Source organism: Streptomyces sp. NPDC104814, from assembly GCF_055583185.1.
This window is the reverse complement of record NZ_JBVJOL010000004.1, coordinates 369,027-390,840: the sequence shown is the minus strand read 5'-3', so window position 1 is coordinate 390,840 and position 21,814 is coordinate 369,027. Positions and strand designations below refer to the sequence as shown.

At 72.7% G+C, this 21,814-nt stretch carries 24 protein-coding genes; 10 read left to right on the top strand and 14 right to left on the bottom strand.

What is annotated here, in order from left to right; genetic code table 11:
• Positions 1-50: 50 nt before the first annotated feature.
• The 6 genes from ACZ64A_RS17665 to ACZ64A_RS17640 form a co-directional block, all read right to left on the bottom strand.
• Positions 51-554, bottom strand: coding sequence for an Lrp/AsnC family transcriptional regulator (locus ACZ64A_RS17665; RefSeq protein WP_361626340.1), 504 nt, complete (start codon positions 552-554; stop codon positions 51-53).
• Between the two features lie 55 nt (positions 555-609).
• Positions 610-792 carry a hypothetical protein gene (locus ACZ64A_RS17660; protein WP_361626337.1) on the bottom strand — a complete coding sequence of 61 codons (183 nt, stop codon included), beginning with the start codon at positions 790-792 and terminating at the stop codon, positions 610-612.
• A 104-nt stretch (positions 793-896) separates the two neighbouring features.
• Positions 897-1,847 carry a cytochrome c oxidase assembly protein gene (locus tag ACZ64A_RS17655; RefSeq protein ID WP_469811233.1) on the bottom strand — a complete coding sequence of 317 codons (951 nt, stop codon included), beginning with the start codon at positions 1,845-1,847 and terminating at the stop codon, positions 897-899.
• A 102-nt stretch (positions 1,848-1,949) separates the two neighbouring features.
• Complete coding sequence (locus ACZ64A_RS17650; RefSeq protein WP_469811232.1) at positions 1,950-2,975, bottom strand: 6-phosphofructokinase; 1,026 nt, start codon at positions 2,973-2,975, stop codon at positions 1,950-1,952.
• 189 nt (positions 2,976-3,164) lie between these two features.
• Positions 3,165-3,893 carry a type 1 glutamine amidotransferase gene (locus ACZ64A_RS17645; protein ID WP_469811231.1) on the bottom strand — a complete coding sequence of 243 codons (729 nt, stop codon included), beginning with the start codon at positions 3,891-3,893 and terminating at the stop codon, positions 3,165-3,167.
• Positions 3,894-3,910: 17 nt separating this feature from the next.
• Positions 3,911-5,149, bottom strand: coding sequence for a MurT ligase domain-containing protein (locus ACZ64A_RS17640; RefSeq protein WP_361626325.1), 1,239 nt, complete (start codon positions 5,147-5,149; stop codon positions 3,911-3,913).
• Between the two features lie 162 nt (positions 5,150-5,311).
• Between ACZ64A_RS17640 and def the strand changes: the two genes are divergently transcribed.
• Complete coding sequence (gene def / locus ACZ64A_RS17635) at positions 5,312-5,851, top strand: peptide deformylase (RefSeq protein ID WP_469811230.1); 540 nt, start codon at positions 5,312-5,314, stop codon at positions 5,849-5,851.
• Between the two features lie 22 nt (positions 5,852-5,873).
• On the opposite strand, the gene ACZ64A_RS17630 is transcribed toward def, so the two are convergent.
• The gene (locus tag ACZ64A_RS17630) at positions 5,874-6,521 is read right to left on the bottom strand and encodes a TetR/AcrR family transcriptional regulator (RefSeq protein WP_469811229.1); all 648 of its coding nucleotides are present in this window, start codon (positions 6,519-6,521) and stop codon (positions 5,874-5,876) included.
• Between the two features lie 172 nt (positions 6,522-6,693).
• Between ACZ64A_RS17630 and ACZ64A_RS17625 the strand changes: the two genes are divergently transcribed.
• The 3 genes from ACZ64A_RS17625 (at position 6,694) to ACZ64A_RS17615 (ending at position 9,884) form a co-directional block, all read left to right on the top strand.
• A complete protein-coding gene (locus tag ACZ64A_RS17625) occupies positions 6,694-7,920 on the top strand; it encodes an acyl-CoA dehydrogenase family protein (RefSeq protein WP_469811228.1) in 1,227 nt (408 codons plus the stop codon).
• Positions 7,921-8,082: 162 nt separating this feature from the next.
• Positions 8,083-9,186 carry a glycoside hydrolase family protein gene (locus ACZ64A_RS17620; RefSeq protein ID WP_469811227.1) on the top strand — a complete coding sequence of 368 codons (1,104 nt, stop codon included), beginning with the start codon at positions 8,083-8,085 and terminating at the stop codon, positions 9,184-9,186.
• Between the two features lie 35 nt (positions 9,187-9,221).
• Positions 9,222-9,884, top strand: a complete 663-nt coding sequence (locus ACZ64A_RS17615; protein WP_469811226.1) for a thiaminase II/PqqC family protein — start codon at positions 9,222-9,224, stop codon at positions 9,882-9,884.
• A 7-nt stretch (positions 9,885-9,891) separates the two neighbouring features.
• Here ACZ64A_RS17615 and ACZ64A_RS17610 read toward each other — a convergent pair whose 3' ends face one another.
• The 5 genes from ACZ64A_RS17610 to ACZ64A_RS17590 form a co-directional block, all read right to left on the bottom strand.
• Entirely contained in the window at positions 9,892-10,125 is a 234-nt protein-coding gene (locus tag ACZ64A_RS17610) for a DUF6213 family protein (RefSeq protein WP_361626307.1), read from the bottom strand.
• Positions 10,126-10,141: 16 nt separating this feature from the next.
• On the bottom strand, positions 10,142-11,536 hold the full coding sequence (locus ACZ64A_RS17605) for an NADP-dependent succinic semialdehyde dehydrogenase (protein WP_469811225.1): 1,395 nt from the start codon (positions 11,534-11,536) through the stop codon (positions 10,142-10,144).
• Between the two features lie 75 nt (positions 11,537-11,611).
• Complete coding sequence (locus ACZ64A_RS17600) at positions 11,612-12,076, bottom strand: NUDIX hydrolase (protein ID WP_469811224.1); 465 nt, start codon at positions 12,074-12,076, stop codon at positions 11,612-11,614.
• Positions 12,073-13,611, bottom strand: a complete 1,539-nt coding sequence (locus tag ACZ64A_RS17595; protein WP_469811223.1) for an ATP-dependent DNA ligase — start codon at positions 13,609-13,611, stop codon at positions 12,073-12,075. Before ACZ64A_RS17595 ends, ACZ64A_RS17600 begins: the two co-directional genes overlap by 4 nt.
• Before the next feature lie 406 nt (positions 13,612-14,017).
• Positions 14,018-14,977, bottom strand: a complete 960-nt coding sequence (locus ACZ64A_RS17590) for an NAD(P)/FAD-dependent oxidoreductase (RefSeq protein WP_469811222.1) — start codon at positions 14,975-14,977, stop codon at positions 14,018-14,020.
• Positions 14,978-15,062: 85 nt separating this feature from the next.
• Here ACZ64A_RS17590 and ACZ64A_RS17585 point away from each other — a divergent pair, with 85 nt between their 5' ends.
• From ACZ64A_RS17585 to ACZ64A_RS17565, 5 genes are all read left to right on the top strand, one after another.
• A complete protein-coding gene (locus tag ACZ64A_RS17585; RefSeq protein ID WP_469811221.1) occupies positions 15,063-15,635 on the top strand; it encodes a helix-turn-helix domain-containing protein in 573 nt (190 codons plus the stop codon).
• An 84-nt stretch (positions 15,636-15,719) separates the two neighbouring features.
• The gene (locus tag ACZ64A_RS17580) at positions 15,720-16,685 is read left to right on the top strand and encodes an NADPH:quinone oxidoreductase family protein (RefSeq protein ID WP_469811220.1); all 966 of its coding nucleotides are present in this window, start codon (positions 15,720-15,722) and stop codon (positions 16,683-16,685) included.
• Positions 16,682-17,863 carry an acyl-CoA dehydrogenase family protein gene (locus ACZ64A_RS17575; RefSeq protein WP_469811219.1) on the top strand — a complete coding sequence of 394 codons (1,182 nt, stop codon included), beginning with the start codon at positions 16,682-16,684 and terminating at the stop codon, positions 17,861-17,863. Before ACZ64A_RS17580 ends, ACZ64A_RS17575 begins: the two co-directional genes overlap by 4 nt.
• Positions 17,860-18,942 carry an acyl-CoA dehydrogenase family protein gene (locus ACZ64A_RS17570; protein ID WP_469811218.1) on the top strand — a complete coding sequence of 361 codons (1,083 nt, stop codon included), beginning with the start codon at positions 17,860-17,862 and terminating at the stop codon, positions 18,940-18,942. The genes ACZ64A_RS17575 and ACZ64A_RS17570 overlap by 4 nt, the downstream gene beginning before the upstream one ends.
• Positions 18,943-19,203: 261 nt before the next feature.
• Positions 19,204-19,398, top strand: coding sequence for a hypothetical protein (locus tag ACZ64A_RS17565; RefSeq protein WP_361626277.1), 195 nt, complete (start codon positions 19,204-19,206; stop codon positions 19,396-19,398).
• A gap of 12 nt (positions 19,399-19,410) precedes the next feature.
• Here ACZ64A_RS17565 and ACZ64A_RS17560 read toward each other — a convergent pair whose 3' ends face one another.
• Positions 19,411-20,610 (bottom strand): phosphodiester glycosidase family protein, encoded by a 1,200-nt coding sequence (locus tag ACZ64A_RS17560; RefSeq protein WP_469811216.1) that lies wholly within the window; start codon positions 20,608-20,610, stop codon positions 19,411-19,413.
• Between the two features lie 253 nt (positions 20,611-20,863).
• The gene (locus tag ACZ64A_RS17555; protein WP_469811215.1) at positions 20,864-21,286 is read right to left on the bottom strand and encodes a PaaI family thioesterase; all 423 of its coding nucleotides are present in this window, start codon (positions 21,284-21,286) and stop codon (positions 20,864-20,866) included.
• A gap of 69 nt (positions 21,287-21,355) precedes the next feature.
• Here ACZ64A_RS17555 and ACZ64A_RS17550 point away from each other — a divergent pair, with 69 nt between their 5' ends.
• On the top strand, positions 21,356-21,781 hold the full coding sequence (locus ACZ64A_RS17550; protein ID WP_469811214.1) for a MarR family winged helix-turn-helix transcriptional regulator: 426 nt from the start codon (positions 21,356-21,358) through the stop codon (positions 21,779-21,781).
• Positions 21,782-21,814 lie beyond the last annotated feature (33 nt).

Here is a 21,814-nt window from a genome sequence, read left to right as displayed (position 1 = left end):
AAGCAACGACAGCTGCGTGTTCGCGCAGGATCACTGCGTTGTGAAGCCGCTCAACGCACGTCTGCTGCGCCGTCCGGGGCGACCTGGCTGGCGCCCGCTTCGGGAGACTCCGGGATGAGATGGGACAGCACCATCACGCTGATCGTCTTGCGGATGAACGGCTCCGTACGGATGCGCTCCAGCACCTCCTCGAAGTGCTCCACGTCCCGCGCCCGCACGTGCAGCAGCGCGTCCGCACCGCCCGTCACCGTCATGGCCGCCGTGATCTCCGGGTGGTTGCGCACCACCTCCGCCAGCCGCCGCGGCGGGGCCGCGCCCTCGCAGTACACCTCGACGTACGCCTCTGTGCGCCAGCCCAGCGCGGACGGCTTCACCGTCGCCGTGAACCCGGTGATCACCCCGGTCTCGCGCAGCCGGTCCACGCGCCGTTTCACCGCCGTCGCCGACAACCCGACGGCAGCGCCGATCTCGGCGAAGCTCGTGCGCGCGTTGTCCATCAGCGCGGTGATGATCTTCCGGTCGAGGTCGTCGAACGGGGTGGGCCTGCTGTTCATGTCCGCACTGTACTCAGCGGGTGAGGGGTCGCCGGGCGCTCGCCGCCGGGCGCGGTCAGGTGGTGCGGGTGGCGGCCATGCCCAGGGTGATCAAGCCCAGCACGACCCAGCCGAACCACAGCCAGCCGTTGCTCCCGAGGGCCACCGTGTACGCGGTCACGACGACCAGCCCGCCGAGGGTGACGGCCCCCATGGCCTTGGTGGAACCGGGCGTGGAACCGGGAACGGAACCGGGCATCGCGACACCCTCCTCGAGGTCGGCTCCCCTCCATGGTGCCCCCGATCGGCGCAACGGTGCCCGGTGCTGCACCGGTCATTCGGTGCGGGCGGGCTCGGCCCGCGTCAGTCGGTGCGCGTGTTGAGCGACGCCAGATAGGCGTTGTACGCCTCCAGCTCCTTGTCCCCGTCGCGGTCGGCGGCGCGGTCCGTGCGGCGGGCCTGGCGCTGCTCGGAGCCGTACCACTGGAACAGCAGCGCGATCAGCACCAGCACGGAGGGGATCTCGCTGAACGCCCAGGCGATGCCTCCGGCCGCGTTCTGGTCGGACAGCGCCTCGATGCCGAGCGAGGCCGGCGGGTTCTTGAAGGTCTCCACCATCGGCTCCGACGCCATCATCAGCGCGATGCCGAAGAACGCGTGGAACGGCATGCCCGCGAACAGCTCCAGCATCCGCATCAGGTGGCCCGGCCGGTGCGGGCCGGGGTCCACGCCGATGATCGGCCAGAAGAACACCACGCCGACCGCGAGGAAGTGCACCATCATCGCGACGTGCCCGGTCCTGGAGCCCATCAGGAAGTCGAACAGGGGCGAGAAGTACAGCGCGTACAGGCTGGCGATGAACAGCGGGATCGTGAACGCCGGGTGCGTGATGATCCGCATGTACCGGCTGTGCAGCAGCATCAGCAGCAGCTCACGGGGTCCCTTGCGGCCCCGGCCGGCCGTCGGCAGCGCCCGCAGGGCCAGGGTGATCGGGGCGCCGAGCAGGATGAGGATCGGCGACAGCATGCTGATCACCATGTGCTGCACCATGTGCACCGAGAACATGACCATGCCGTAGTCGTTCAGCTTGGTGCACATCATCAGGGCGACCGTGAGCACACCGACCACGTAGGACACGGTGCGGGCCATGGGCCAGGCGTCGCCGCGCCGCCTCAGCCGCAGGACCCCCCAGCCGTACAGCGCCAGCCCGAGCAGGCAGGCCACGAGGAAGAAGGGGTCCGCCGACCACTGAAGACCACGTCCCAGCGTGAACGGCGGCAGATCCATGACCATGCCGTGCCCGCTGTGCTCCATCCGCCGGCTCCTGTTTCGTGGGGGGTTGTGCGCTTTGAGTCGGCTCTCAGGGTACGGCGGACCCCGGCCACGCCCGTGACCGGGGTCGGGAAAGCCGCTGTCCTACAGAACGCACTCCGCCTCGGCGTACCGGCCCTCCGGCACCGTCTTCAGCGTCTCCACGGCCTCGGCCAGCGGCACCATCACGATGTCGGTGCCACGCAGCGCCGTCATCTGCCCGAAGCGGCCCGCGTGCACCGCCTCCACCGCATGCCACCCGAAGCGCGTCGCCAACACCCGGTCGTACGCCGTCGGCGTCCCGCCGCGCTGCACGTGCCCGAGGATCACCGGCCGCGCCTCCTTGCCGAGCCGCCGCTCCAGCTCGACCGACAGCTGACGGGCGATGCCGGCGAACCGCTCGTGCCCGTAGATGTCCTTGCCGCCCTCGTCGAAGTCCATGGAGCCGGCCTTGGGCTTGGCCCCCTCCGCCGCGACGACGATCGCGAACCGCTTGCCCGCGTCGAACCGCTCGCCGACCCGCGCCGTCAATTCCTCGATGTCGAAGGGCCGCTCCGGGACGACGATCGCGTGCGCACCGGCCGCCATGCCGGAGTGCAGGGCGATCCACCCCGTGTGACGGCCCATGACCTCCACGACCAGCACCCGCTGGTGGGACTCGGCGGTGGTCTTCAGCCGGTCCAGGGCCTCCGTCGCCACGCCGACCGCCGTGTCGAAGCCGAACGTGACGTCCGTGACAGCGATGTCGTTGTCGATGGTCTTCGGCACGCCGACGATGGGCAGTCCGCTGTCGGACATCAGCCGCGCCGCCTTGAGCGTGCCCTCGCCGCCGATCGGGATGATCGCGTCGAGGCCCAGCTCGGCGACATGCCCCTTCGCCCGCTCCACACCGTCGCGCAGATGCGAGGGCTGGACCCGGGAGGAGCCGAGGATGGTGCCGCCGCGGGCGAGGATGCCGCCCACCGCGTCAAGATCCAGCTTGAGGTAGTCGCACTCCAGGAGGCCCTTCCAGCCGTCCCGGAAGCCGATGACCTCGTCGCCGTGGTCGGCGACGGCGCGGTGTACGACGGACCGGATGACGGCGTTCAGACCGGGGCAGTCACCGCCGGACGTGAGGACACCAATGCGCATAGCCCGAAACAACCTTCTCCACCAGGGCTGGACCGGACCGCGCTGTCCGGCTCGATCCCCGCCACCCTAGCGGCTCAGGGGGGCGGGGGAGCACACCGCGTCCGCCTGCTGGAACGCCCCGCTCACCTGTGCGGACGAGGCGTCAGACGGGCTGGTGAACCCCGGCCGAAACCGGGGTGTCGGGCAGACCTACGCGGGCTGCTGCGCCGCCGCGATGCGCTCCCCGCGCAGCGCCTCGTACCAGCGGTCGTCGACCGGCGGCAGCGCGTTGACGTCCAGCGCCAGCTTCAGCAGCAGGTCCGCGATCAGCGGGTTGCGGGCCAGCACGGGGCCGTGCATGTACGTACCGAAGACCGTGCCGTTGTACGCGCCCTCCGTGCCGTCGCCCGTGCCGTTGCCGTTGCCGAAGCGCACCTTCGCCAGGGCGCGGGCCGTGGGGCCGAGGTGGGTGACGCCCTGGTGGTTCTCGAAGCCCGTCAGCTGCGGCAGGCCGAGTTGCGGGTCGATGTCCCCGAGCACGTCGCCGACGCACCGCGCGCCCTCGCCGCGCACCGAGACCACGTCGAGCAGGCCGAGGCCGGGCTCGCGCTGGCCGAGGTCGTTGATGAACTCGTGGCCGAGGATCTGGTAGCCGGCGCAGACCGAGAACACGATCGCGCCGTTGTCCACCGCCCGGGTCAGCCCGCCGTCGCGGCGCAGCCGCTCGGCCGCGAGCCGCTGCGGGCGGTCCTCGCCACCGCCGACCAGGTAGATGTCGCCGGACGTCGGGATCGGCTGGTCGCTGCGCACGTCGAGCCGGGCCACGTCCAGGCCGCGCTGACGCGCCCGGCGCTCCACGACGAGAACGTTGCCCTGGTCGCCGTAGGTGGAGAGCAGGTCGGGGTAGACCCACACGACCCGCAGGCTGTTGTCGCTCACAAAAGTCCCCTGAAGTGTCAGTTGCCGACGCGGCGGCGCAGGTCCTGGAAGGCGGTGTAGTTGGCGATGACCTCGATCCGGCCCGGCGGGCACAGCTGCACGGCCTGGTCGAGGTTGTCGCAGACCTGGAACTGCTGGTTGGCCACCTCCAGGCGCACCGCGAGGTCCAGACGCCGGTCACCGATCACGACGATCGGGTGGCCCGTCAGCCGTGTGTAGTCGACGTCCCACAGCCAGGAGGTGTCGGTGCCGTCGGCGCCGCGGGCGTTCACCGACAGGATCACCGGGGTCGGCGGCGGGTCGATCAGCGAGAACGTCTCCAGCCAGCCGGCCGGGTTCTTCGCCAGCAGCAGCCGCAGGTCACGCCCTTCGAACTGGACGACGTCGTAGCGCCCTGCGACCGCCTGCACCTGGTACATGCGCTCCAGCGCCACCTGCGGCGGCACCCCGAAGACGGCGGCGACGGCCGCGGAGGACGCGGCGTTGGCCTTGTTGGCGCGGCCCGGCAGCTGAAGGTGGATCGGCCAGGCGGAGCCGTGCGGGTCGAGTACGTGCTCGCCGTGCAGGGCCCAGCTGGGCGCGGGGCGGCGGAAACCGCACTCGCCGCAGAACCAGTCGTCGCCGGGGCGCTGCATCACACCGCCGCAGGACGGGCAGGACCAGGCGTCGTCCTTCCACATCTGCCCGGCCGCGACCCAGATCACATTGGGGGAGGAGGACGCGGCCCACACCACCAGCGGGTCGTCGCAGTTCGCGACGACGACGGCCTTGGTGCCGGCCAGCCCCTCGCGCCAGTTCTCCGCGAGCATCCGGGTCTCGGCCGCGCGGTCCAGCTGGTCGCGGGAGAGGTTGAGCAGCGCGATGCACTTGGGCTCGGTGTCCCGGGCGACGCCCGCGAGGTACTTCTCGTCGACCTCGATCACGGCGTACCGGGCGTCCGAACCGCCCGCCAGGGCGGAGGTGATGCCGGCCGGCATGTTCGCGCCGAGCGCGTTGGAGACGACCGGGCCCGCCGCGCGCAGCGCCTCCGCGATCAGCCGGGTGGTCGTGGTCTTGCCGTTGGTCGCCGAGACAAGGATCACGTCCAGGTTCTGGGCGAGCTTGGCGAGCAGGTCGGGGTCGAGCCTGAGAGCGACCCGGCCGCCGATCACCGAACCGCTGCCGCGCCCCGCTGCGCGCGATGCCGCCGCGACCGCCTTGCCCGCGGTCACGGCCAGCTTGGCCCGCGGCGTGAGCGGGTCCGAGTTGCCTGCCATCAGTTCTCGATCCTCCTTGCGTACGCGCCGCGCCTCGAAGCCTTTGAAGCCTGACGGCCACGTGGTGTGGGCATCAGCCTATCGAGATCCATTCGCACTCCCGAACCACGGCCCACACCTGCGCGGCGGGCGGGGGCTACCGGTGACCGTACCCTTTCCGCCATGCGACACGGCTCGATCCCGGGCGCCCGCGGGCGCGTCCGGCCCCTCACCCTGCTCGGCGACCCGGTCCTGCGGGAGCCGAGCCGGGAGGCAACCGACTTCGGCCCGGAACTGGCCGCCCTGGTGGAGGACTTGTTCGCCACGATGTACGCGGCGCGGGGGGTGGGGCTGGCCGCGAACCAGATCGGGGTGGATCTGAGGGTCTTCGTCTACGACTGCCCGGACGACGACGATGTCCGGCATCTCGGTCATGTGGTGAACCCGCGGCTGGCCGAGGCCGACGGGATCTCGCTGCGCGGGCCGGAGGGGTGTCTGTCGCTGCCGGGTCTCGAGGCGGGGGTGGAGCGGTACGACCACGCGGTGGTCGAGGGGTTCACGGTGACCGGTGAGCCGGTCACCGTGCACGGGACGGGGTTCTTCGCCCGGTGTCTGCAGCACGAGGTGGACCACCTGGAGGGGACGCTGTACGCCGACCATGTGACAGGGTGGCGCAAGCGCAGGCTCATGCGCCAGGTGGCCCGAGCCCCCTGGCACCGCTGAAGGGCGTTTCCCCCGGCCGCCGTCAGAACCCCGGTCCGCCCACCTTGTCCCCGGCCGCGGCCAGGCGGCCCCACAGCAGGTCGGCCAGGGAGCGGACCAACTGCCGCCGGTCGCAGGGGCGTTCGCCGAGCCACCAGTCGCCGGCCGCGTGCATCATGCCGACGATGCCGTGGCCCCAGACCCGGGCGAGCTGCCGGCTGTCGGGACCGAGGTCGACGCGCTCCTCGATGACCTGGGCGAGCTCCTCGCCCATCCGGCGCAGCAGCGGCGCCGAGTGCTTGCCGACGTCGAAGCCCTGGTCGCCCTGGGCGCCGCCGCCCTCGGCCGGATGCATCAGGAACCGGTACACCTGCGGGCGTGCCTCGATCGCCGCCAGATAGGTGTCGAGGGTGGACTCCACGCGCTCCCGGCGCTCGGCCGGGGCGTCCAGCGCCGCGCGCAGCGAGTCGAGGAGTGCGTCCGTGTGCCGCTTGGCCAGTGCCGCGTACAGCCCGCCCTTGTCGCCGAAGTGCCGGTAGAGGATGGGCTTGGTGATCCCGGCCTCGGCGGCGATGGCGTTCATCGAGGCCTGGGGGCCGTCGCGCAGCACCACCCGGTCGGCTGCCTCCAGCAGCTCCCGCCGCCGGCGGTCCGCGGACCGCTGCTGCTCGGTCCGCTGCGTGGTGTCCATGAGCTCTCCCCACCCGTCCTGAATCGGTGACGCCAGCGCAAACTAACACTGTCCGCGCCCTTCCCCTCGAACGGGCTGCCGAGGGGTCATCGGGAGTTGACTTTTCCTACCCGCCGGTAACAGACTGCGGTTACCGCAAGTAACACGCACGTGCGCCGCCGCTGGAGGGGACATGGCCGAGTTCACCATGGAGCTCAACGACGAACAGAAAGAGGTCCGGGACTGGCTCCATGGCTTCGCCGCCGACGTGATCCGCCCCGCGGCCGCGGAATGGGACGAGCGCGAGGAGACCCCCTGGCCGGTCATCCAGGAGGCCGCCAAGGTCGGCATCTACTCCCTCGACTTCTACGCCCAGCAGTACTTCGACCCCACCGGCCTCGGCATCCCCATGGCCATGGAGGAGCTGTTCTGGGGCGACGCGGGCATCGCCCTGTCGATCGTCGGCACCGGCCTCGCCGCCGTGGGCGTCCTCGCCAACGGCACCGAGGAGCAGATCGGCACCTGGATCCCGCAGATGTACGGCGACGCGAGCGACGTCAAGGTCGCCGCGTTCTGCTCCTCCGAGCCCGACGCCGGCTCCGACGTCGCCTCCCTGCGCACCCGGGCCGTCTACGACGAGGCCAAGGACGAGTGGGTGATCAACGGCACGAAGACCTGGGCGACCAACGGCGGCATCGCCAACGTCCACGTCGTCGTCGCCGTCGTCGACCCGGAGCTCGGCTCCAAGGGCCACGCCTCCTTCATCGTCCCGCCGGGCACCCCGGGCCTCGCCCAGGGCCAGAAGTTCAAGAAGCACGGCATCCGCGCCTCGCACACCGCCGAGGTCATCCTCGACAACGTGCGGGTGCCCGGCTCCTGCCTGCTCGGCGGCAAGGAGAAGCTGGACGAGCGCCTGGCCCGCGCCCGTGAGAAGGCCAAGGCGGGCGGGGAGCGCGTGAAGAACGCGGCGATGGCCACCTTCGAGGCGTCCCGCCCCGCCGTCGGCGCCATGGCGGTCGGCACCGCGCGTGCCGCGTACGAGGTCGCCCTCGACTACGCCAAGACCCGCGAGCAGTTCGGCCGGCCGATCATCGACAACCAGGGCGTCGCCTTCCAGCTCGCCGACATGCGCACCCAGATCGACGCCGCCCGCCTGCTGGTGTGGCGCGCCTCCTGGATGGCGGTCAACGGCAAGCAGTTCACCGCCGCCGAGGGCTCCATGTCCAAGCTGTTCGCCAGCGAGACCGCCAAGAAGGTCACCGCCCAGGCCATCCAGATCCTCGGCGGCAACGGCTACACCCGCGAGTACCCGGTGGAGCGCATGCACCGCGACAGCGCGATCTACACGATCTTCGAGGGCACGAGCGAGATCCAGCGCCTGGTCATCGCCCGCACCCTCGCCGGGATGCCCATCCGCTGACCGCCCGTCGGCGCACCCCCTCCGAAGCCCCCCGGCATCGCCGGGGGGCTTTCGCCGCGCCTGCGCACCGTCGCATCGCTGGAACGGGTGCAGTTGCCGGTTCATGACGATCAGTCAGCGATCTCCGCCGGTAGGGTCGGGCCTCCCGAAAGGAGGTCAGGCGTGCCCGCTCGTGTCCGCGCCATCCTGGCCACGGTCATCCTCGCCGCCGCCGCGCTCCTCGGCGCCGGCTCCCCGGCGCTCGCCGGTGCAGCGGCCCCCCGCCCCTTCGTGATCGAGGGCCTCGACCTGCACGACGCCACCGTCAAACGCTTCGGCAACCGGTACTACATGTACGGCTCGATGTACGCCTGCGGCTTCGAGTGGTACGTGAACAACACGCCCTGGTGCGGTTTCGGCGTCTCCACGGCGAGCCGCCCGCAGGGCCCGTGGAGCACGCCCGAACCGCTGTTCGCCCCCGACTCCGAGGACCCGTACGCCAAGCGGAGCTGGCAGGCGACGTGCGGCGGGACCGGGCAGGGCTGCTTCAACCCGCGCATGATCCAGCGCACCGGCTGGGGCCTGAACGACGGCGCCTTCCTGCTGTGGTTCAACGCGCCGCGTCACCACACCCAGTACAAGGTCAACGCCTACAACGTCATGACCTGCGCCGGCCCGGCCGGCCCCTGCGGACCGAGCGCCGCGAACGGCACCTACACCAAGCCGGTGCTCGACGTCTGCGCGGGCAACGGGGACTTCGGCATCATCGAACGCTCCGGCACCCGCCCGGCGATCGTGTGCACCATGCCGGGCGAAACCGCCCTCAACATCGAGGAACTCAACACCCGCGGCGACGGCGGCACCGGCGTCGGCGTCCAGGGCGTCGCCGGCCTCACCCACATCGAGGGCCCCGGCGGCTTCTGGAGCGCCCGGCACCGCACGTACGTGCTCACCTACTCCGACCAGGGCTGCGGCTACTGCGCCGGCACCCCTACCAGTTACGCCACCGCGCCCACCCTGTACTCCGGATGGACCGCGCCCGGCAACGTCGGCTGGGGCGCCCCCGTCTACGGCCGGCGCGTCATCAACGGCACGTCCTGCGGCGGCCAGCCCCGTACCGTCACGGTCCTCGACGGGCAGCCCTGGCAGATCGTCGACCTGTGGCGCGGCACCCGCAACGAGGCCCAGGCCGGAACGCTGCTGGCCCCCCTCTCCTACCACCCCACCCAGGGCACACCCGGCGACGGCAAGCGCTGGATCCCGCCCGTCGCCTACTCGTGCAGCTGAGCGGCTCCCCTCGGAAGCCCTCGGGGAAGGACGTCATGACCGGCACCGCGCGGGACCTGCTGGAATCGACCACGCGCGCGCTCGCCCCCGACCCGGCGGCCAACCCGCTGGTGCCGCTGATCGCCCGCGGCGAGGCGAGCCGTGACACCCTCGCCGCCCTCGCCCTCGAGCAGCACCTGGTGATCCCCGCCGACCGCCGCGCCTTCGGCCACCTGGCCGAACGCGCCGCGGATGATCCCGAGTCCGCCGCGTTCTTCCGGCTGCTCGCCGACGGCGAGGCCCTGGCCGAGGAGCGGCTCGCGGCGTTCGCCGAGGCATGCGGCGTGGACGCGGCCCGGTCGGCCACGTACCGGCCGCGGCCCGGCTGCCAGGCCTATCCCGCCTACGTCGCCTGGCTCGCGCTCAACGCCGAACCGGCCGACGCGGTGCTGGCGCTGAGCGCCAACTTCTCGGCGTGGGGCGGCTACTGCGCGGCCATCGCCGGCGCCCTGCGGCGCCACTACGGCCTCGGGGACGAGGCGTGCGGCTTCTTCGACTTCTTCGCGGCGCCGGCCCCCGACCTGGACCGGCAGGCGGAGGCCGCCGTACGGGCCGGGCTGGCGGCGGGCCGTCTGGACCCGGACCGGGCGCACCGCCACGGCAGGCTGCTCCAGGCGTACGAGGCGATGTTCTGGACGGCGCTCGGACAGCCGGCCTGAAGAAGCCCTACGGCGCGCCGCTGCTGTGCGCGATGCACGCCACGTCGATGCGATCGGCGAGTTTCGCCAGCTCGATCGTCAGCGCGGCCACCGTGTCCTCGTCGAGCCCGCTCTCCCCGGCCTCCACGAGCCGCACCCACCGCGTGCCGACCGTGCGGAGCAGTTTGCTCACGTCGGCGGCGGTCACCTGGAGGTTCCCGCGGTCGTCGACGATCAGAGGCAGAGTCACTTCGCGGTTCACATCCGGGATCGTAGCCTCACGCCCCCTGCCACACCGTGGTGATGTTGCAGAACTCGCGGATTCCGTGCCCGGACAGCTCACGCCCGTACCCCGATCGTTTGATCCCGCCGAACGGGAACGCCGGGTGCGAGGCCGTCATGCCGTTGACGAACACGCTGCCCGCCTCCAGGTCCCGGACGAACCGGTCGACCTCGGACTCGTCGCGCGTCCACACGTTCGAACTCAGCCCGAACGGAGAGTCGTTGGCGATCAGCACGGCCTCGTCCAGATCGCTCACCCGGTACAGGGTGGCGACCGGCCCGAACGCCTCCTCGCGATGGATGCGCATCTCCCGCGTCACCCCGGCGAGCACGGTCGGCGGGTAGTACCAGCCGGGCAGTTCCGGCCGGCGCAGCCGGTGGCCGCCGCACAGCGCGGTCGCCCCGCTGCGGGTGGCGTCGTCGACCAGTTCCTCCAGGTCGGTGCGGCCCTGCTCGCTGGCCAGCGGCCCGACGTCGGTGTCCTCCTCCATCGGGTCGCCGACCTTCAGCGCCTGCATCCCGGCGACGAACTTCTCCGCGAACGCGTCGTAGACGTCCGTGTGCACGATGAACCGTTTCGCGGCGATGCAGGACTGGCCGTTGTTCTGCACGCGCGCGGTGACGGCGACCTCGGCCGCCCGGTCCAGATCGGCGGACGGCATCACGACGTACGGGTCGCTGCCGCCCAGCTCCAGCACCGTCTTCTTGATCATCTCCCCGGCGGTGGAGGCGACAGCCCGGCCCGCCGGCTCACTCCCGGTCAGCGTCGCCGCCCTGACCCGCTCGTCCCGCAGGACGTCGTCGACCTGCGCGGAACCGATCAGCAGCGTCTGGAAGCAGCCCTCGGGGAAGCCCGCCCGGTGGAACAGGTCCTCCAGGTACAGCGCCGTCTGCGGCACGTTGGAGGAGTGCTTGAGCAGCCCGACGTTGCCCGCCATCAGCGCCGGGGCGGCGAACCGCACCACCTGCCACAGCGGGAAGTTCCACGGCATCACCGCCAGCACCGGTCCGAGCGGCCGGTAACGCACCCGCACCCGCGTCGCCCCGGAGTCCTTCACATCCGTCTCCCCGGGCTCCTCATCGGCGAGGAGGGCCTCCGCGTGCTCGGCGTACCAGCGCATCGCCTTGGCGCACTTGGCGGCCTCCGCCCGGGCCTGCTTGATCGGCTTGCCCATCTCCGTGGTCAGCATGCGGCCGACGTCCTGCTGATCGTCGTCCAGCAGATCGGCGGCCTTGGTCAGCAGACGGGCGCGGTCGGCGAAAGAGGTGGTGCGATAGGTGCGGAAGGTGGCCTCGGCGAGCTGGAGCCGGCGCTCGATCTCCTCCTCGTCCATGGCCTCGTACGTCTTGAGCGTCTCACCGTTCGCAGGGTTCACCGTTGCGATGGGCATGACCGACCTCCCTCGGAGCGGGTGTGCTTCGACCTTCGCGCGCGGCCGGGGCGACCGCAACGCGTACGCATCTGCTCAGGGCGAGTGCTCCGCCAAGCGGTCGAGAAACGCCGCCTGGGCCCGCACGATCACCGCTCGCGCCGCCTCCACGGTGAACCAGGCCACCCGGTCCAGCTCCGGGAACTCCCGCATCCGCCCCGAGCGCGGCGGCCACTCCATGACGAACGTGCCGGGCGTGACGGCGGCCGGATCGAGGTCCCCCTCGACGGCCCACGCCGTGACCACCTTCCCGCCGCTCTGCCGCACCTCCCCGAGCGGTACGGCCTCCCCGTCGGGCGGGGCGACGCCCAGCTCCTCCCGGAACTCGCGGCGCGCGGCCTCCCAGGCGGGCTCGTCGGGGTCGTACTCGCCCTTGACGACGCTCCACGCGCCGGCGTCCTTCTTCGCGAAGAACGGGCCGCCCATGTGCCCGAGCAGCACCTGAAGCCCTTCGGGCGTACGCCGGAACAGCAGCAGGCCCGCACTCCGCTTCCCCGTCACGGGCGCACCTGCGGATGCGCGGCGAGCAGGGTCTCCACGGTGTCGGCGTCCTCGGGCCGCTTGTCCTCGCGGTAGCGGATCACGCGGGCGAAGCGGAGGGTGACACCGGCCGGGTAGCGCGTGGAGCGCTGCAGGCCGTCGTAGGCGATCTCGACGACGAGTTCGGGGCGTACGGTCACGCCCCAGCCCTTGTGCTCCACGGCCAGCTCCGTCAGCCGCCCGGTCTGCCAGGCGAGCATCGCGTCGGTCATGCCCTTGAAGGTCTTGCCGAGCATCGCGAAACCGCCGTCGGCGGTGCGGGCGCCGAGATGCAGGTTGGACAGCTTGCCGGTGCGGCGGCCATGACCCCACTCGGCGGCCAGTACCACCAGGTCCAGGGTGTGCACGGGCTTGACCTTCAGCCAGGAGGCGCCGCGCCGCCCCGCACTGTACGGCGCGTCGAGGGCCTTGACGACGACGCCCTCGTGGCCGCGCTCCAGCGTCTCGGCGAGGAAGGCTTCCGCTTCCGGGACGTCCGCGTCCCCCTGCGCCAGGGTCCGCCGCACGCGCATCGGCTCGGGCACCAGCCGCGCCAGCTCCGCGTGCCGTTCGGCGAACGGCAGGTCGAGCAGGTCGCGGCCGTCGACCGCCAGCACGTCGAAGAAGACGGGGGAGACGGGCACCTCACGGGCGGCCGTCGCCACGTCCACCCGCGAGCCGACGCGCCCGGCGGTCTCCTGGAAGGAACGCGGACGGCCGTCCTCGTCGAAGGCGATGACCTCCCCGTCGAGCACGAACCGCTCGCCGCGCAGCTCCCGCGCCGCCCGCGTCAGCTCCGGCAGCCGGTCGGTGATGTCGTCGAGCGTGCGCGTGTACAGCCGTACCTCGTCGCCGTCGCGGTGCAGCTGCACCCGGATGCCGTCCAGCTTCTCCTCGACCGCGCAGGCGCCCAGCTTGCCCACGGCCTCGGCGACCGAGGAGGCGCTGTGCGCGAGCATCGGCAGCACCGGCCGGCCGACGGTCAGCCGGAACCGCTCCAGCGCCTGCGGCCCGTCCGCCAGCAGCGCCTCGGCGACCGCCTGCAACGACCCGGCGAGCATCACGGCCCGCCGCACGTCCGCCGCCGGCGCCCCCGTCGCCTCCGCCAGCCCCTCCACGGCGAGCGCGTCCAGGGCACCCTGGCGGACCTCACCGGTGAGCAGCCCGACCAGGAACCGCTGCTCCTCCTCGGTGGCCGCACCCATCAGCTCCCCGACCAGCCGCGCCCGCTCGGCCTGCGACCCGGCTCCGGCAACCTTGCCCAGCTCGCCGAGCCGAGCGTCGACCTCGCGCACGGTCAGCGTCGGCTCCGCGGCCGGCTCGACGGCCCGGCTCAGCACCTTCCAGCCGATCCCGAGCCGCCCCTGCGGCAACCGCCCGGCGAGATACGGGATGACGATCGGCACGTCCTCCGCCTCCGCGTCCCGGAACAACCCGGCCAGCAGCGCGGTCTTCCGCGACCGCGCGGACGTGGCGGCAACCTCCTGAGACACCCGGGCAAGCCGCTGCAACAACATGCAGTCATGGTGCACCGCGACGCCAGCCGTGACACCTGGACAGCGGAAACGAACGACACCCGATACTCGCGTACGGCGGTGAGGGGACGGGGTGGGGGGTGTCCGCCCGCAGCGTCCGGCACCGTGACGCGGCACCCGTGTCGGACACGGCCGGCCGGACCGAGGACGGACACCCCCCACCGCGGCCCCGCCTTGACCACCGCCCGTAGGCGGCGACGCACGCCACGACGGACCGCAACGGGCCGCCGCAGGCAAAAAAGGGGCGCGGGGAACGGCGCGACCAGCCACAACGAACCCCGCAGCCGAAACACGACCAGGCGCCGCAGACACCCGCGACCAGCCACAACGCACCCGCAGACGAACAACGACCCAGCGCCGCAGGCACCCGCAGGCGCAGGCCCCCACCTCACCCCCGAACCGGCACCGCCCCCGCATCCAGGTCCGCGAAAAGGATCTCCCCGTTGATCGCCGCACCCGCCCGATACCCACGGCTCGCCGCGTTGATCACCTGCTCGGCGAAGCCGGACGCGTTCCCGGCCGCCCACAGACCCGCAACCGTCGTCAGACCGCGCTCGTCGATCACCGGATAGGATCCGAACGGCGTCTCCCGCAGCTCGGCCCCCAGCCGCCGCAGCAGATCCGTGCGCGGCACCGCGCGCGGGGCCACGAAGACCACGGACCGGTCGTGCACCGCGCCGTCCACGAGCCGTACCCCGGTCAGCCGGTCCTCCTCGACCACCAGGCCCGCGACCTCGCCCGGCACCACCCTCACCCCTGCCGCCGCCAGCCGGCGCACGTCCTCGCCGGACAGTTCCTCCTCGGCCACCCGGTGCAGGAAGAACGTCACGTCCTTGGACCACTGGGACACCATCAACGCCTGGTGCGCACTCAGCGCGCTCGTCGCCAGCACGCCGAACGGCTGGTCGCGCACCTCCCAGCCGTGGCAGTACGGGCAGTGCAGCACGTCCCGCCCCCAGCGCTCGGCGACACCGGGAACGTCCGGCAGCTCGTCGCGCAGACCCGTGGCCACCACCAGGTGCCGGGCGCGCACGCCGCGTCCACCGGCCAGCCGTACCACGAACCCGCCGTCCTCGCGCGCGGCGTCCACCGCCCGGCCCCGGACCAGTTCGACGCCGTACCGGGTGATCTCCTCGCGGCCGATGGCGAGGAACTGAGCGGGCGGCATCCCGTCGCGGGACAGGAAGCCCTGCATGTGCGCGGCGGGCGCGTTGCGCGGCTCGCCCGCGTCGACGACGAGCGTGCGGCGCCGGGCCCGGCCCAGTACCAGCGCGGCGGACAGCCCGGCCGCGCCGCCCCCGACGACGACCACGTCGTACGTCCCGGTCATGGAGACCGTCTCGGTCATGGTGACCACCTCCGCCCCCGACGGTGACCCGGACCGTCCGGAAACGACAAACGCCTTTGCCGGTTCGGCAAGTCACAATGGAGGCATGACGACGGACGAGGTTCTCGCGGGCGTCGGCCCGAGACTGCGCAGGATCCGCAAGGAGCGGGAGGTGACGCTGGCGGCGCTCTCGGAGGCGACCGGCATCTCCGTCTCCACGCTCTCCCGGCTGGAGTCGGGCCTGCGCAGGCCCAGCCTGGAGCTGCTGCTGCCGATCGCGCAGGCGCACCAGGTCCCGCTGGACGAACTGGTCGGCGCGCCCCCGGTCGGCGATCCCCGGGTGCGCGCGAAGCCGATCACCCGCGGCGGCCGGACGCTGTATCCGCTGAGCCGGCAGCCGGGCGGCCTCCAGGCCTACAAGATGGTCGAGCCGCAGCGCACGGAGCGGCCCGATCCGCGCACGCACGAGGGCTACGAGTGGCTGTTCGTGCTCTCCGGGAAGCTGCGCCTGGTGCTGGGCGAGCACGACGTCGTACTCACGCCGGGGGAGGCCGCCGAGTTCGACACCCGGGTGCCGCACTGGTTCGGTTCGACCGGCGAGGGGCCGGTGGAGTTCCTCAGTCTCTTCGGCCCGCAGGGCGAGCGCATGCACGTCCGGGCGCGGCCGAAGCGCGGGTGACGCACGAGACTGTTCCCTGATGGGCAAGCGACCGCTTAGTATGCGAGGGAACCGACGGACGACGCAGTCTTGTGGAGGCCCCGCATGCAGGCATGGCAGGTGCACGAGAACGGTGAGCCGAGCGAGGTGATGCGCCTTGAGGACGTCGAGCGCCCCACGCCCGGCGACGGCCAGGTCCTGCTCAGGGTGCGCGCCGCGAACATCAACTTCCCCGACGCCCTGCTGTGCCGGGGCCAGTACCAGATCCGGCCCCCGCTGCCGTTCACGCCGGGCGTGGAGATCTGCGGCGAGACCGAGGACGGCCGCCGCGTCATCGCCAACCCGGCCCTGCCGTACGGCGGTTTCGCCGAGTACGCCGTCGCGGACGCCGCCGCCCTGCTGCCCGCGCCCGGCGCGCTGGACGACGCCGAGGCGGCCGCCCTGCACATCGGCTACCAGACCGGCTGGTTCGGCCTGCACCGCCGGGCCGGAATCCAGGCCGGCGAGACCCTGCTCGTCCATGCCGCCGCGGGAGGGGTGGGCAGCGCGGCCGTGCAGCTCGGCAAGGCCGCCGGTGCCACCGTCATCGGTGTCGTGGGCGGCGCCGACAAGGCCGCCGTCGCCCGGGAACTGGGCTGCGACACGGTGATCGACCGCCGGGCCGAGGACGTCGTCGCCGCCGTCAAGGAGGCCACCGGCGGCCGCGGCGCCGACGTGATCTACGACCCGGTCGGCGGGGAGGCGTACACCCAGTCCACCAAGGTCGTCGCCTTCGAGGGCCGGATCGTCGTCGTCGGCTTCGCGAGCGGCACGATCCCCAGCCCTGGCCTCAACCACGCCCTGGTCAAGAACTACTCCATCCTCGGCCTGCACTGGGGCCTGTACAACACCAAGAATCCCAAGCTGGTGCAGCAATGCCACGAGCAGCTCACCGAGCTGGCCGCCCGGGGCGCGATCAAGCCGCTGGTGAGCGAGCGGGTGCCGCTCGCCGAGGCCGCGGCCGGGGTGCAGAAGGTGGCCGACGGCCGAAGCACCGGCCGGATCGCCGTCGTGATGGAGGGAGCGGCATGACCGACGCCGAGGAACTGCGCCGCCGCACAAGGGAATTGCTGGCCGCGCACCCGCCCGCGACCACCGGCCGCCTGGACTTCCTGCGCGCCCGCTTCGACGCCGGTCTCGCCTGGGTCCACTACCCCGAGGGCCTCGGTGGCCTCGGCGCCCCGCGCTCCCTGCAGGGCGTGGTGGACGCCGAACTGGCCGCCGCCGGCGCCCCCGACAACGAGCCGCGCCGCAACGGCATCGGCCTCGGCATGGCCGCACCGACGATCCTCAAGTACGGCACCGACGAGCAGAAGCGGCGCTTCCTGAGGCCCCTGTGGACCGGGGAGGAGGTCTGGTGCCAGCTGTTCAGCGAGCCCGGTGCCGGCTCCGACCTGGCCGCGCTCGGCACCCGCGCCGTCCGCGAGGGCGACGAGTGGGTCGTCAACGGGCAGAAGGTGTGGACGTCCGGCGCGCACAACGCCCGCTGGGCCATCCTCATCGCCCGCACCGATCCGAACGTCCCCAAGCACGCCGGCATCACCTACTTCGCCTGCGACATGACCGACCCCGGCGTCGACGTCCGGCCGCTGCGCCAGATCACCGGCGAGGCCGAGTTCAACGAGGTCTTCCTCACCGATGTCCGCATCCCCGACGCCCACCGCCTCGGCGAGGTCGGCGACGGCTGGCGGGTCGCGCAGACCACCCTCAACAACGAGCGCGTGGCCATCGGCGGCATGGCCCTGCCCCGCGAGGGAGGCATGATCGGCAAGGCCGCGACCACCTGGCGCGAACGCCCCGAGCTGCGCACCCACGACCTGCACCAGCGGCTGCTGACACTGTGGGTCGAGGCCGAGGTCTCCCGGCTCACCGCCGAACGCCTGCGCCAGCAGCTCGTCGCCGGACAGCCCGGCCCCGAGGGCGCCGGCATGAAGCTCGCCTTCGCCCGCCTCAACCAGGAGATCAGCGGCCTGGAGGTCGAACTGCGCGGTCCGGAAGGCCTGCTGTACGACGACTGGACCCTGCGCCGCCCCGAGATGGTCGACTTCACCGGCCGCGACGCCGGGTACCGCTATCTGCGCTCCAAGGGCAACAGCATCGAGGGCGGGACCAGCGAGGTCCTGCTCAACATCGTCGCCGAGCGCGTCCTCGGGCTGCCCTCCGAGCCGCGCACCGACAAGGACGTCGCCTGGAAGGACCTGTCCCGATGAGCACACAGCCCGATCTGCTGTACTCGGACGAGGAAGAGGCGCTGCGGGCCGCCGTCCGGGACCTGCTCACCGACCACTGCGCCCCGGCCGACGTCATCGCCCGCGTGGAGACCGGCGCCCCGCACGACCGCGCCCTGTGGAAGTCCCTCGCCGAGTCCATGGGCCTGGCCGGGCTGCTGGTTCCCGAGGAGCACGGCGGCCAGGGAGCCTCGCACCGCGAAGCCGCCGTCGTCCTGGAGGAGCTGGGCCGCGCGGTCGCGCCGGTGCCGTATCTGAGCAGTGCCGTGGTCGCCACCGAGGCGCTGCTGGCCTGCGGCGACACCGAGCTGCTCGCCGCCCTGGCCTCCGGCCGCACCGTCGGCGCCCTCGCCGTCGCTCTGCACCTCGCGCCCGGCGCCGCCTTCCCCGCCGCGCGTGTGGAAGACGGCCGGCTGCACGGGGAGCTGACGGGCATCGCCGACGCCTCGGCCGCGGACGTCCTGCTCGTGCCGGGCGAGGACGGCGGGCTGTACGCCGTGGACGCGGACGCCGCCACGGTCACCGCCCAGGTGTCGCTCGACCTGACCCGCCCGGTGGCGACGGTACGGCTGGACGGCGCCCCCGGCCGCCGTATCGGCGACGCCGAACCCGCCGTGCGACGGGCCCTGCGTGCCGCGGCCGGACTGCTCGCCTCCGAGCAACTGGGCGTCGCCGACTGGACGCTGACCGAGACCGTGCGCTACCTGAAGGAGCGCAAGCAGTTCAACCGGCCCGTCGGCGGCTTCCAGGCGCTCAAGCACCGGCTCGCCCAGCTGTGGCTGGAAGTGGTCAACCTCCGGGCGGCCGCCCGCGGTGCCGCCGACGCCCTCGCGACGGGCGCGGACACCGACGTGGCGGTCGCCGTCGCGCAGGCGTACGCGGCGCCGGTCGCCGTGCACGCCGCCGAGGAGGCGCTGCAGCTGCACGGCGGCATCGGCATGACCTGGGAACACCCCGTCCACCTGTACCTCAAGCGGGCGAAGGCCGACGCGATCGCCTACGGCACGGCCGGGGCGCATCGCGAGGCGCTGGCCGAGCTCGTCGACCTCCGGGCCCCCTGACGCACCACCCGAGCGAAGCCCGCCCCGCCCCGGGGCGGGCTCTTTCGTGCGCGTTTCGTGTGCGCGTCCCGTGCCCGTGTTCCGTGCGCGCGAGGGTCCTCGCCGTGGACTCGGTGACACCACCCGTTCGGGGGACACGTCAGCCACCCGGGTCAACCCTCGCCTACGCCACACTTGCCGCCGAACGCCGTGAAACGGACGGGCGTGCACGTGCGTGGCGTGGCGTCGCGTCGTGCGGCGTCGTGGCGGAGGAGGCCGACGATGGCGATTTCCATCTCAGTGGTGCTGCTGCTCCTGGTCCTGGCGGTGATCTTCATCCGCAACGGCGGACTGAAGATCACCCACGCGCTGGTCTGCCTGCTGCTGGGCTTCTACCTCGCCAGCACCAGCATGGCCCCGACCATCCAGAGCGGGCTCACCGCCACCGCCGACATCGTGGGCAGCCTGCGGCCGTGAGCACGCCGGTCCTCACCGGCCGACGAACACACCGATGCCGTTCGGAACGGGCCGTTCGGCGCCGCCGGTGGGGTGGTTGCGCACGGACACGGCCGTCTCACCCGGCGCCCGGGCCACCAGCGTGGTGGACCCGCCGCCGTCCAGGCTGAACCCGTCGCGCGCCCCCAGCCCGCGCAGCGCCTCGGCCACCTCGGCGACGGTCAGCCCCGTGCGGTACTCGGCGGCACCGTCCAGGGCGAACAGCAGCACCCGCCGCCCGTCGTCGGCAAGGCCCACGGCCGTGCGTACGGCGGCCGTGGTGCCGTCCAGCCCCGGCAGCGGCCGCCCGCCGGTGAGCAGCGGATAGCCGCCGAGCGCGAAGTGGTACGGCACTCCGCTCCCGGCGGCGACCAGCCGGTGCGTCACGCTCACCCGCTCGCCCTCGGCCAGCTTCCGCAGCCACTGCGCACCGGCCTCCCGGCCGACCAGTACGGTCGTCCCGCGGGCGACGGGCCCGGCGCCCGGTGTGTCGGACGCGGCCACGACCCGCCCCTGACGGACGGTCACCTCGTAGGTGTCGGTACTGCACGGTGCGGACCGCTCGGTGTCCGTGCCGCAGGTGGCGCGCTTTCGTGAGGCGCCGCCCCACTCGGCGGTGAAGGCGCCGACGGAACCCACCGGCAGTGCGTACTGGTTCAGCCCGCCGAGCGGCAGGGTGCCGTGGGGGGTGCGGACCGCGCCGCGCAGGCTCAGCCGCCCCATTCGCGCCCGCCGGTCGGTCCCCATGCCGAGGACCTCCTCGGTGGTGGTGCCGGGCGGCAGGGCGGGCCCGAACCGCTGCCCGTCGGGTACCGCCGCCTTCAGCACGTGCCCGGCCGCGATCGCCGGGCCCACGCTCGCCCCGGTCGCGTCCACGCCCGGGTGCTGGGTCTCGGTGATGTCGAAGAAGTCGCCGTTGACCCCCGCGACGGCCCCCTCGGTGTCCGCCAGCTGCGAGACGGGCGCCCGCGCGGCCACCGCGCCCGGGTACAGCAGCCCCAGGTGCACCTTGGCGTTGCGCAGGTCCACGCTCAGCACGTGGGCGTGCGCGGGGCCCTTGACGCCCCGGATGTCGAACTCCTCGTACACCACCCCGGGCGCGACGGTCGTGCCGCGCTCGGCGGCACCGGCCGGCGCCGCGCCCGCCAGAACCGCTCCCGTCAGCGTGCCGAGCGCCGCGAGGAGGGTCAGCACCGATCTGCCCCGAGCACAGCGTTTCTGACGTGTCGTCTGGCGTGTCGTCACCAGGCCCCCTGAAGTCGCGTCAACTGTCCCAGGACACCAGGGCAGTGCACCAGACGGCGCCGGTCCGCGCGGCATACACGGGGCGACTGCACGAGATCGGGTGAGAAAACAGGGCCTGTCCGAGGCGGCCGCTCAGCGGGTCGTGCGTTCGGTCCGGTGAGAGGTGGCGCGGCCGCTCAGCGGCGAGGCCGCGGTTTCGGTGTCACGATCCGCCGGTCACCGAGATCGTGCCCTGGGCCACCGCGCACAGCGTCTCCGTGCCGTCCTCGCCGGTCGTGGTGAGGTCGCACCGGCACACCACCCGGGTCCGCCCGGCCCGCACCACCCGGGCGTGCGCCCTCAGCACCACGCCCTGGGCCGGGCGCAGATAGTCGATGGTGAACCCGGCGGTGATCACCCCGGTGCCCACCGCGCTGCCGGCGGCGAAGGTCAGGGCGTTGTCCGCGGCGTAGCTCAGCACGCCCCCGTGCACGAAGCCGTACTGCTGGCGCAGTTCCTCGCGGATGTCCAGTTCCAGCGTCGCCTCGCCGTCGCCGAAGGCGACCAGCCGGGCGCCGAGCAGCGCGCTGAAAGGCTGCTCCGCCAGCACCTTCCGCGCCTCGTCCAGACCGGACAGATCATGCACGTCGAGGCTCCTCACTTCTGTAGTGAAGTGAGCCTGGCGGTGGGCCCGTCCCTCTGTCAAGATCAGCCCATGCCCGAGCCCGACCTGCGTCTGTTCTTCCTGCTCCAGCGGGCGGCCCACCAACTGCGCACCAGCGCCGACCGGCGCCTGCTGGAGGCCGCCGGTATCACGACCGCCCAGCTCGGTGCCCTCTTCGCCGTCCACGACCGGCCGGGCCTCACCCAGCGGGAGCTCGCCGGCACCCTCGGACTGCGCGAGTCCGCCGTGACCGGCCTGGTGGGACGGCTGACCACGGCCGGACTCGTCGACCGCCGGGCGCATCCCGGCGAACACCGCGCCGTGGTGCTGGAGCTGACGGATGCCGGACGCGAGGCGCTGCGGGCCGCCCGGCCGGAGATCGATCGCACCAACGCCGAGCTGCGGGAACTGCTCGGCGAGGAGGGCTTCGCCGGGACCGCTGCGGCGCTGGCGCGGCTGAGGGAATGGGGGCGGTGAGCCGCGGCCCGCGGGGCCGGTCCCGGAGCGTGC

Coding starts and splice junctions, on each gene's coding strand:
- ACZ64A_RS17615 (WP_469811226.1), top strand. CDS start 9,222: ATGACCGGCACCGCGCGGGACCTGCTGGAATCGACCACGCGCGCGCTC.
- ACZ64A_RS17630 (WP_469811229.1), bottom strand. CDS start 6,521: ATGGACACCACGCAGCGGACCGAGCAGCAGCGGTCCGCGGACCGCCGG.
- ACZ64A_RS17660 (WP_361626337.1), bottom strand. CDS start 792: ATGCCCGGTTCCGTTCCCGGTTCCACGCCCGGTTCCACCAAGGCCATG.
- ACZ64A_RS17580 (WP_469811220.1), top strand. CDS start 15,720: ATGCAGGCATGGCAGGTGCACGAGAACGGTGAGCCGAGCGAGGTGATG.
- ACZ64A_RS17550 (WP_469811214.1), top strand. CDS start 21,356: ATGCCCGAGCCCGACCTGCGTCTGTTCTTCCTGCTCCAGCGGGCGGCC.
- ACZ64A_RS17605 (WP_469811225.1), bottom strand. CDS start 11,536: ATGCCCATCGCAACGGTGAACCCTGCGAACGGTGAGACGCTCAAGACG.
- def (WP_469811230.1), top strand. CDS start 5,312: ATGCGACACGGCTCGATCCCGGGCGCCCGCGGGCGCGTCCGGCCCCTC.
- ACZ64A_RS17565 (WP_361626277.1), top strand. CDS start 19,204: ATGGCGATTTCCATCTCAGTGGTGCTGCTGCTCCTGGTCCTGGCGGTG.
- ACZ64A_RS17570 (WP_469811218.1), top strand. CDS start 17,860: ATGAGCACACAGCCCGATCTGCTGTACTCGGACGAGGAAGAGGCGCTG.
- ACZ64A_RS17590 (WP_469811222.1), bottom strand. CDS start 14,977: ATGACCGAGACGGTCTCCATGACCGGGACGTACGACGTGGTCGTCGTC.
- ACZ64A_RS17595 (WP_469811223.1), bottom strand. CDS start 13,611: ATGTTGTTGCAGCGGCTTGCCCGGGTGTCTCAGGAGGTTGCCGCCACG.
- ACZ64A_RS17625 (WP_469811228.1), top strand. CDS start 6,694: ATGGCCGAGTTCACCATGGAGCTCAACGACGAACAGAAAGAGGTCCGG.
- ACZ64A_RS17655 (WP_469811233.1), bottom strand. CDS start 1,847: ATGGAGCACAGCGGGCACGGCATGGTCATGGATCTGCCGCCGTTCACG.
- ACZ64A_RS17650 (WP_469811232.1), bottom strand. CDS start 2,975: ATGCGCATTGGTGTCCTCACGTCCGGCGGTGACTGCCCCGGTCTGAAC.
- ACZ64A_RS17640 (WP_361626325.1), bottom strand. CDS start 5,149: ATGGCAGGCAACTCGGACCCGCTCACGCCGCGGGCCAAGCTGGCCGTG.
- ACZ64A_RS17585 (WP_469811221.1), top strand. CDS start 15,063: ATGACGACGGACGAGGTTCTCGCGGGCGTCGGCCCGAGACTGCGCAGG.
- ACZ64A_RS17575 (WP_469811219.1), top strand. CDS start 16,682: ATGACCGACGCCGAGGAACTGCGCCGCCGCACAAGGGAATTGCTGGCC.
- ACZ64A_RS17665 (WP_361626340.1), bottom strand. CDS start 554: ATGAACAGCAGGCCCACCCCGTTCGACGACCTCGACCGGAAGATCATC.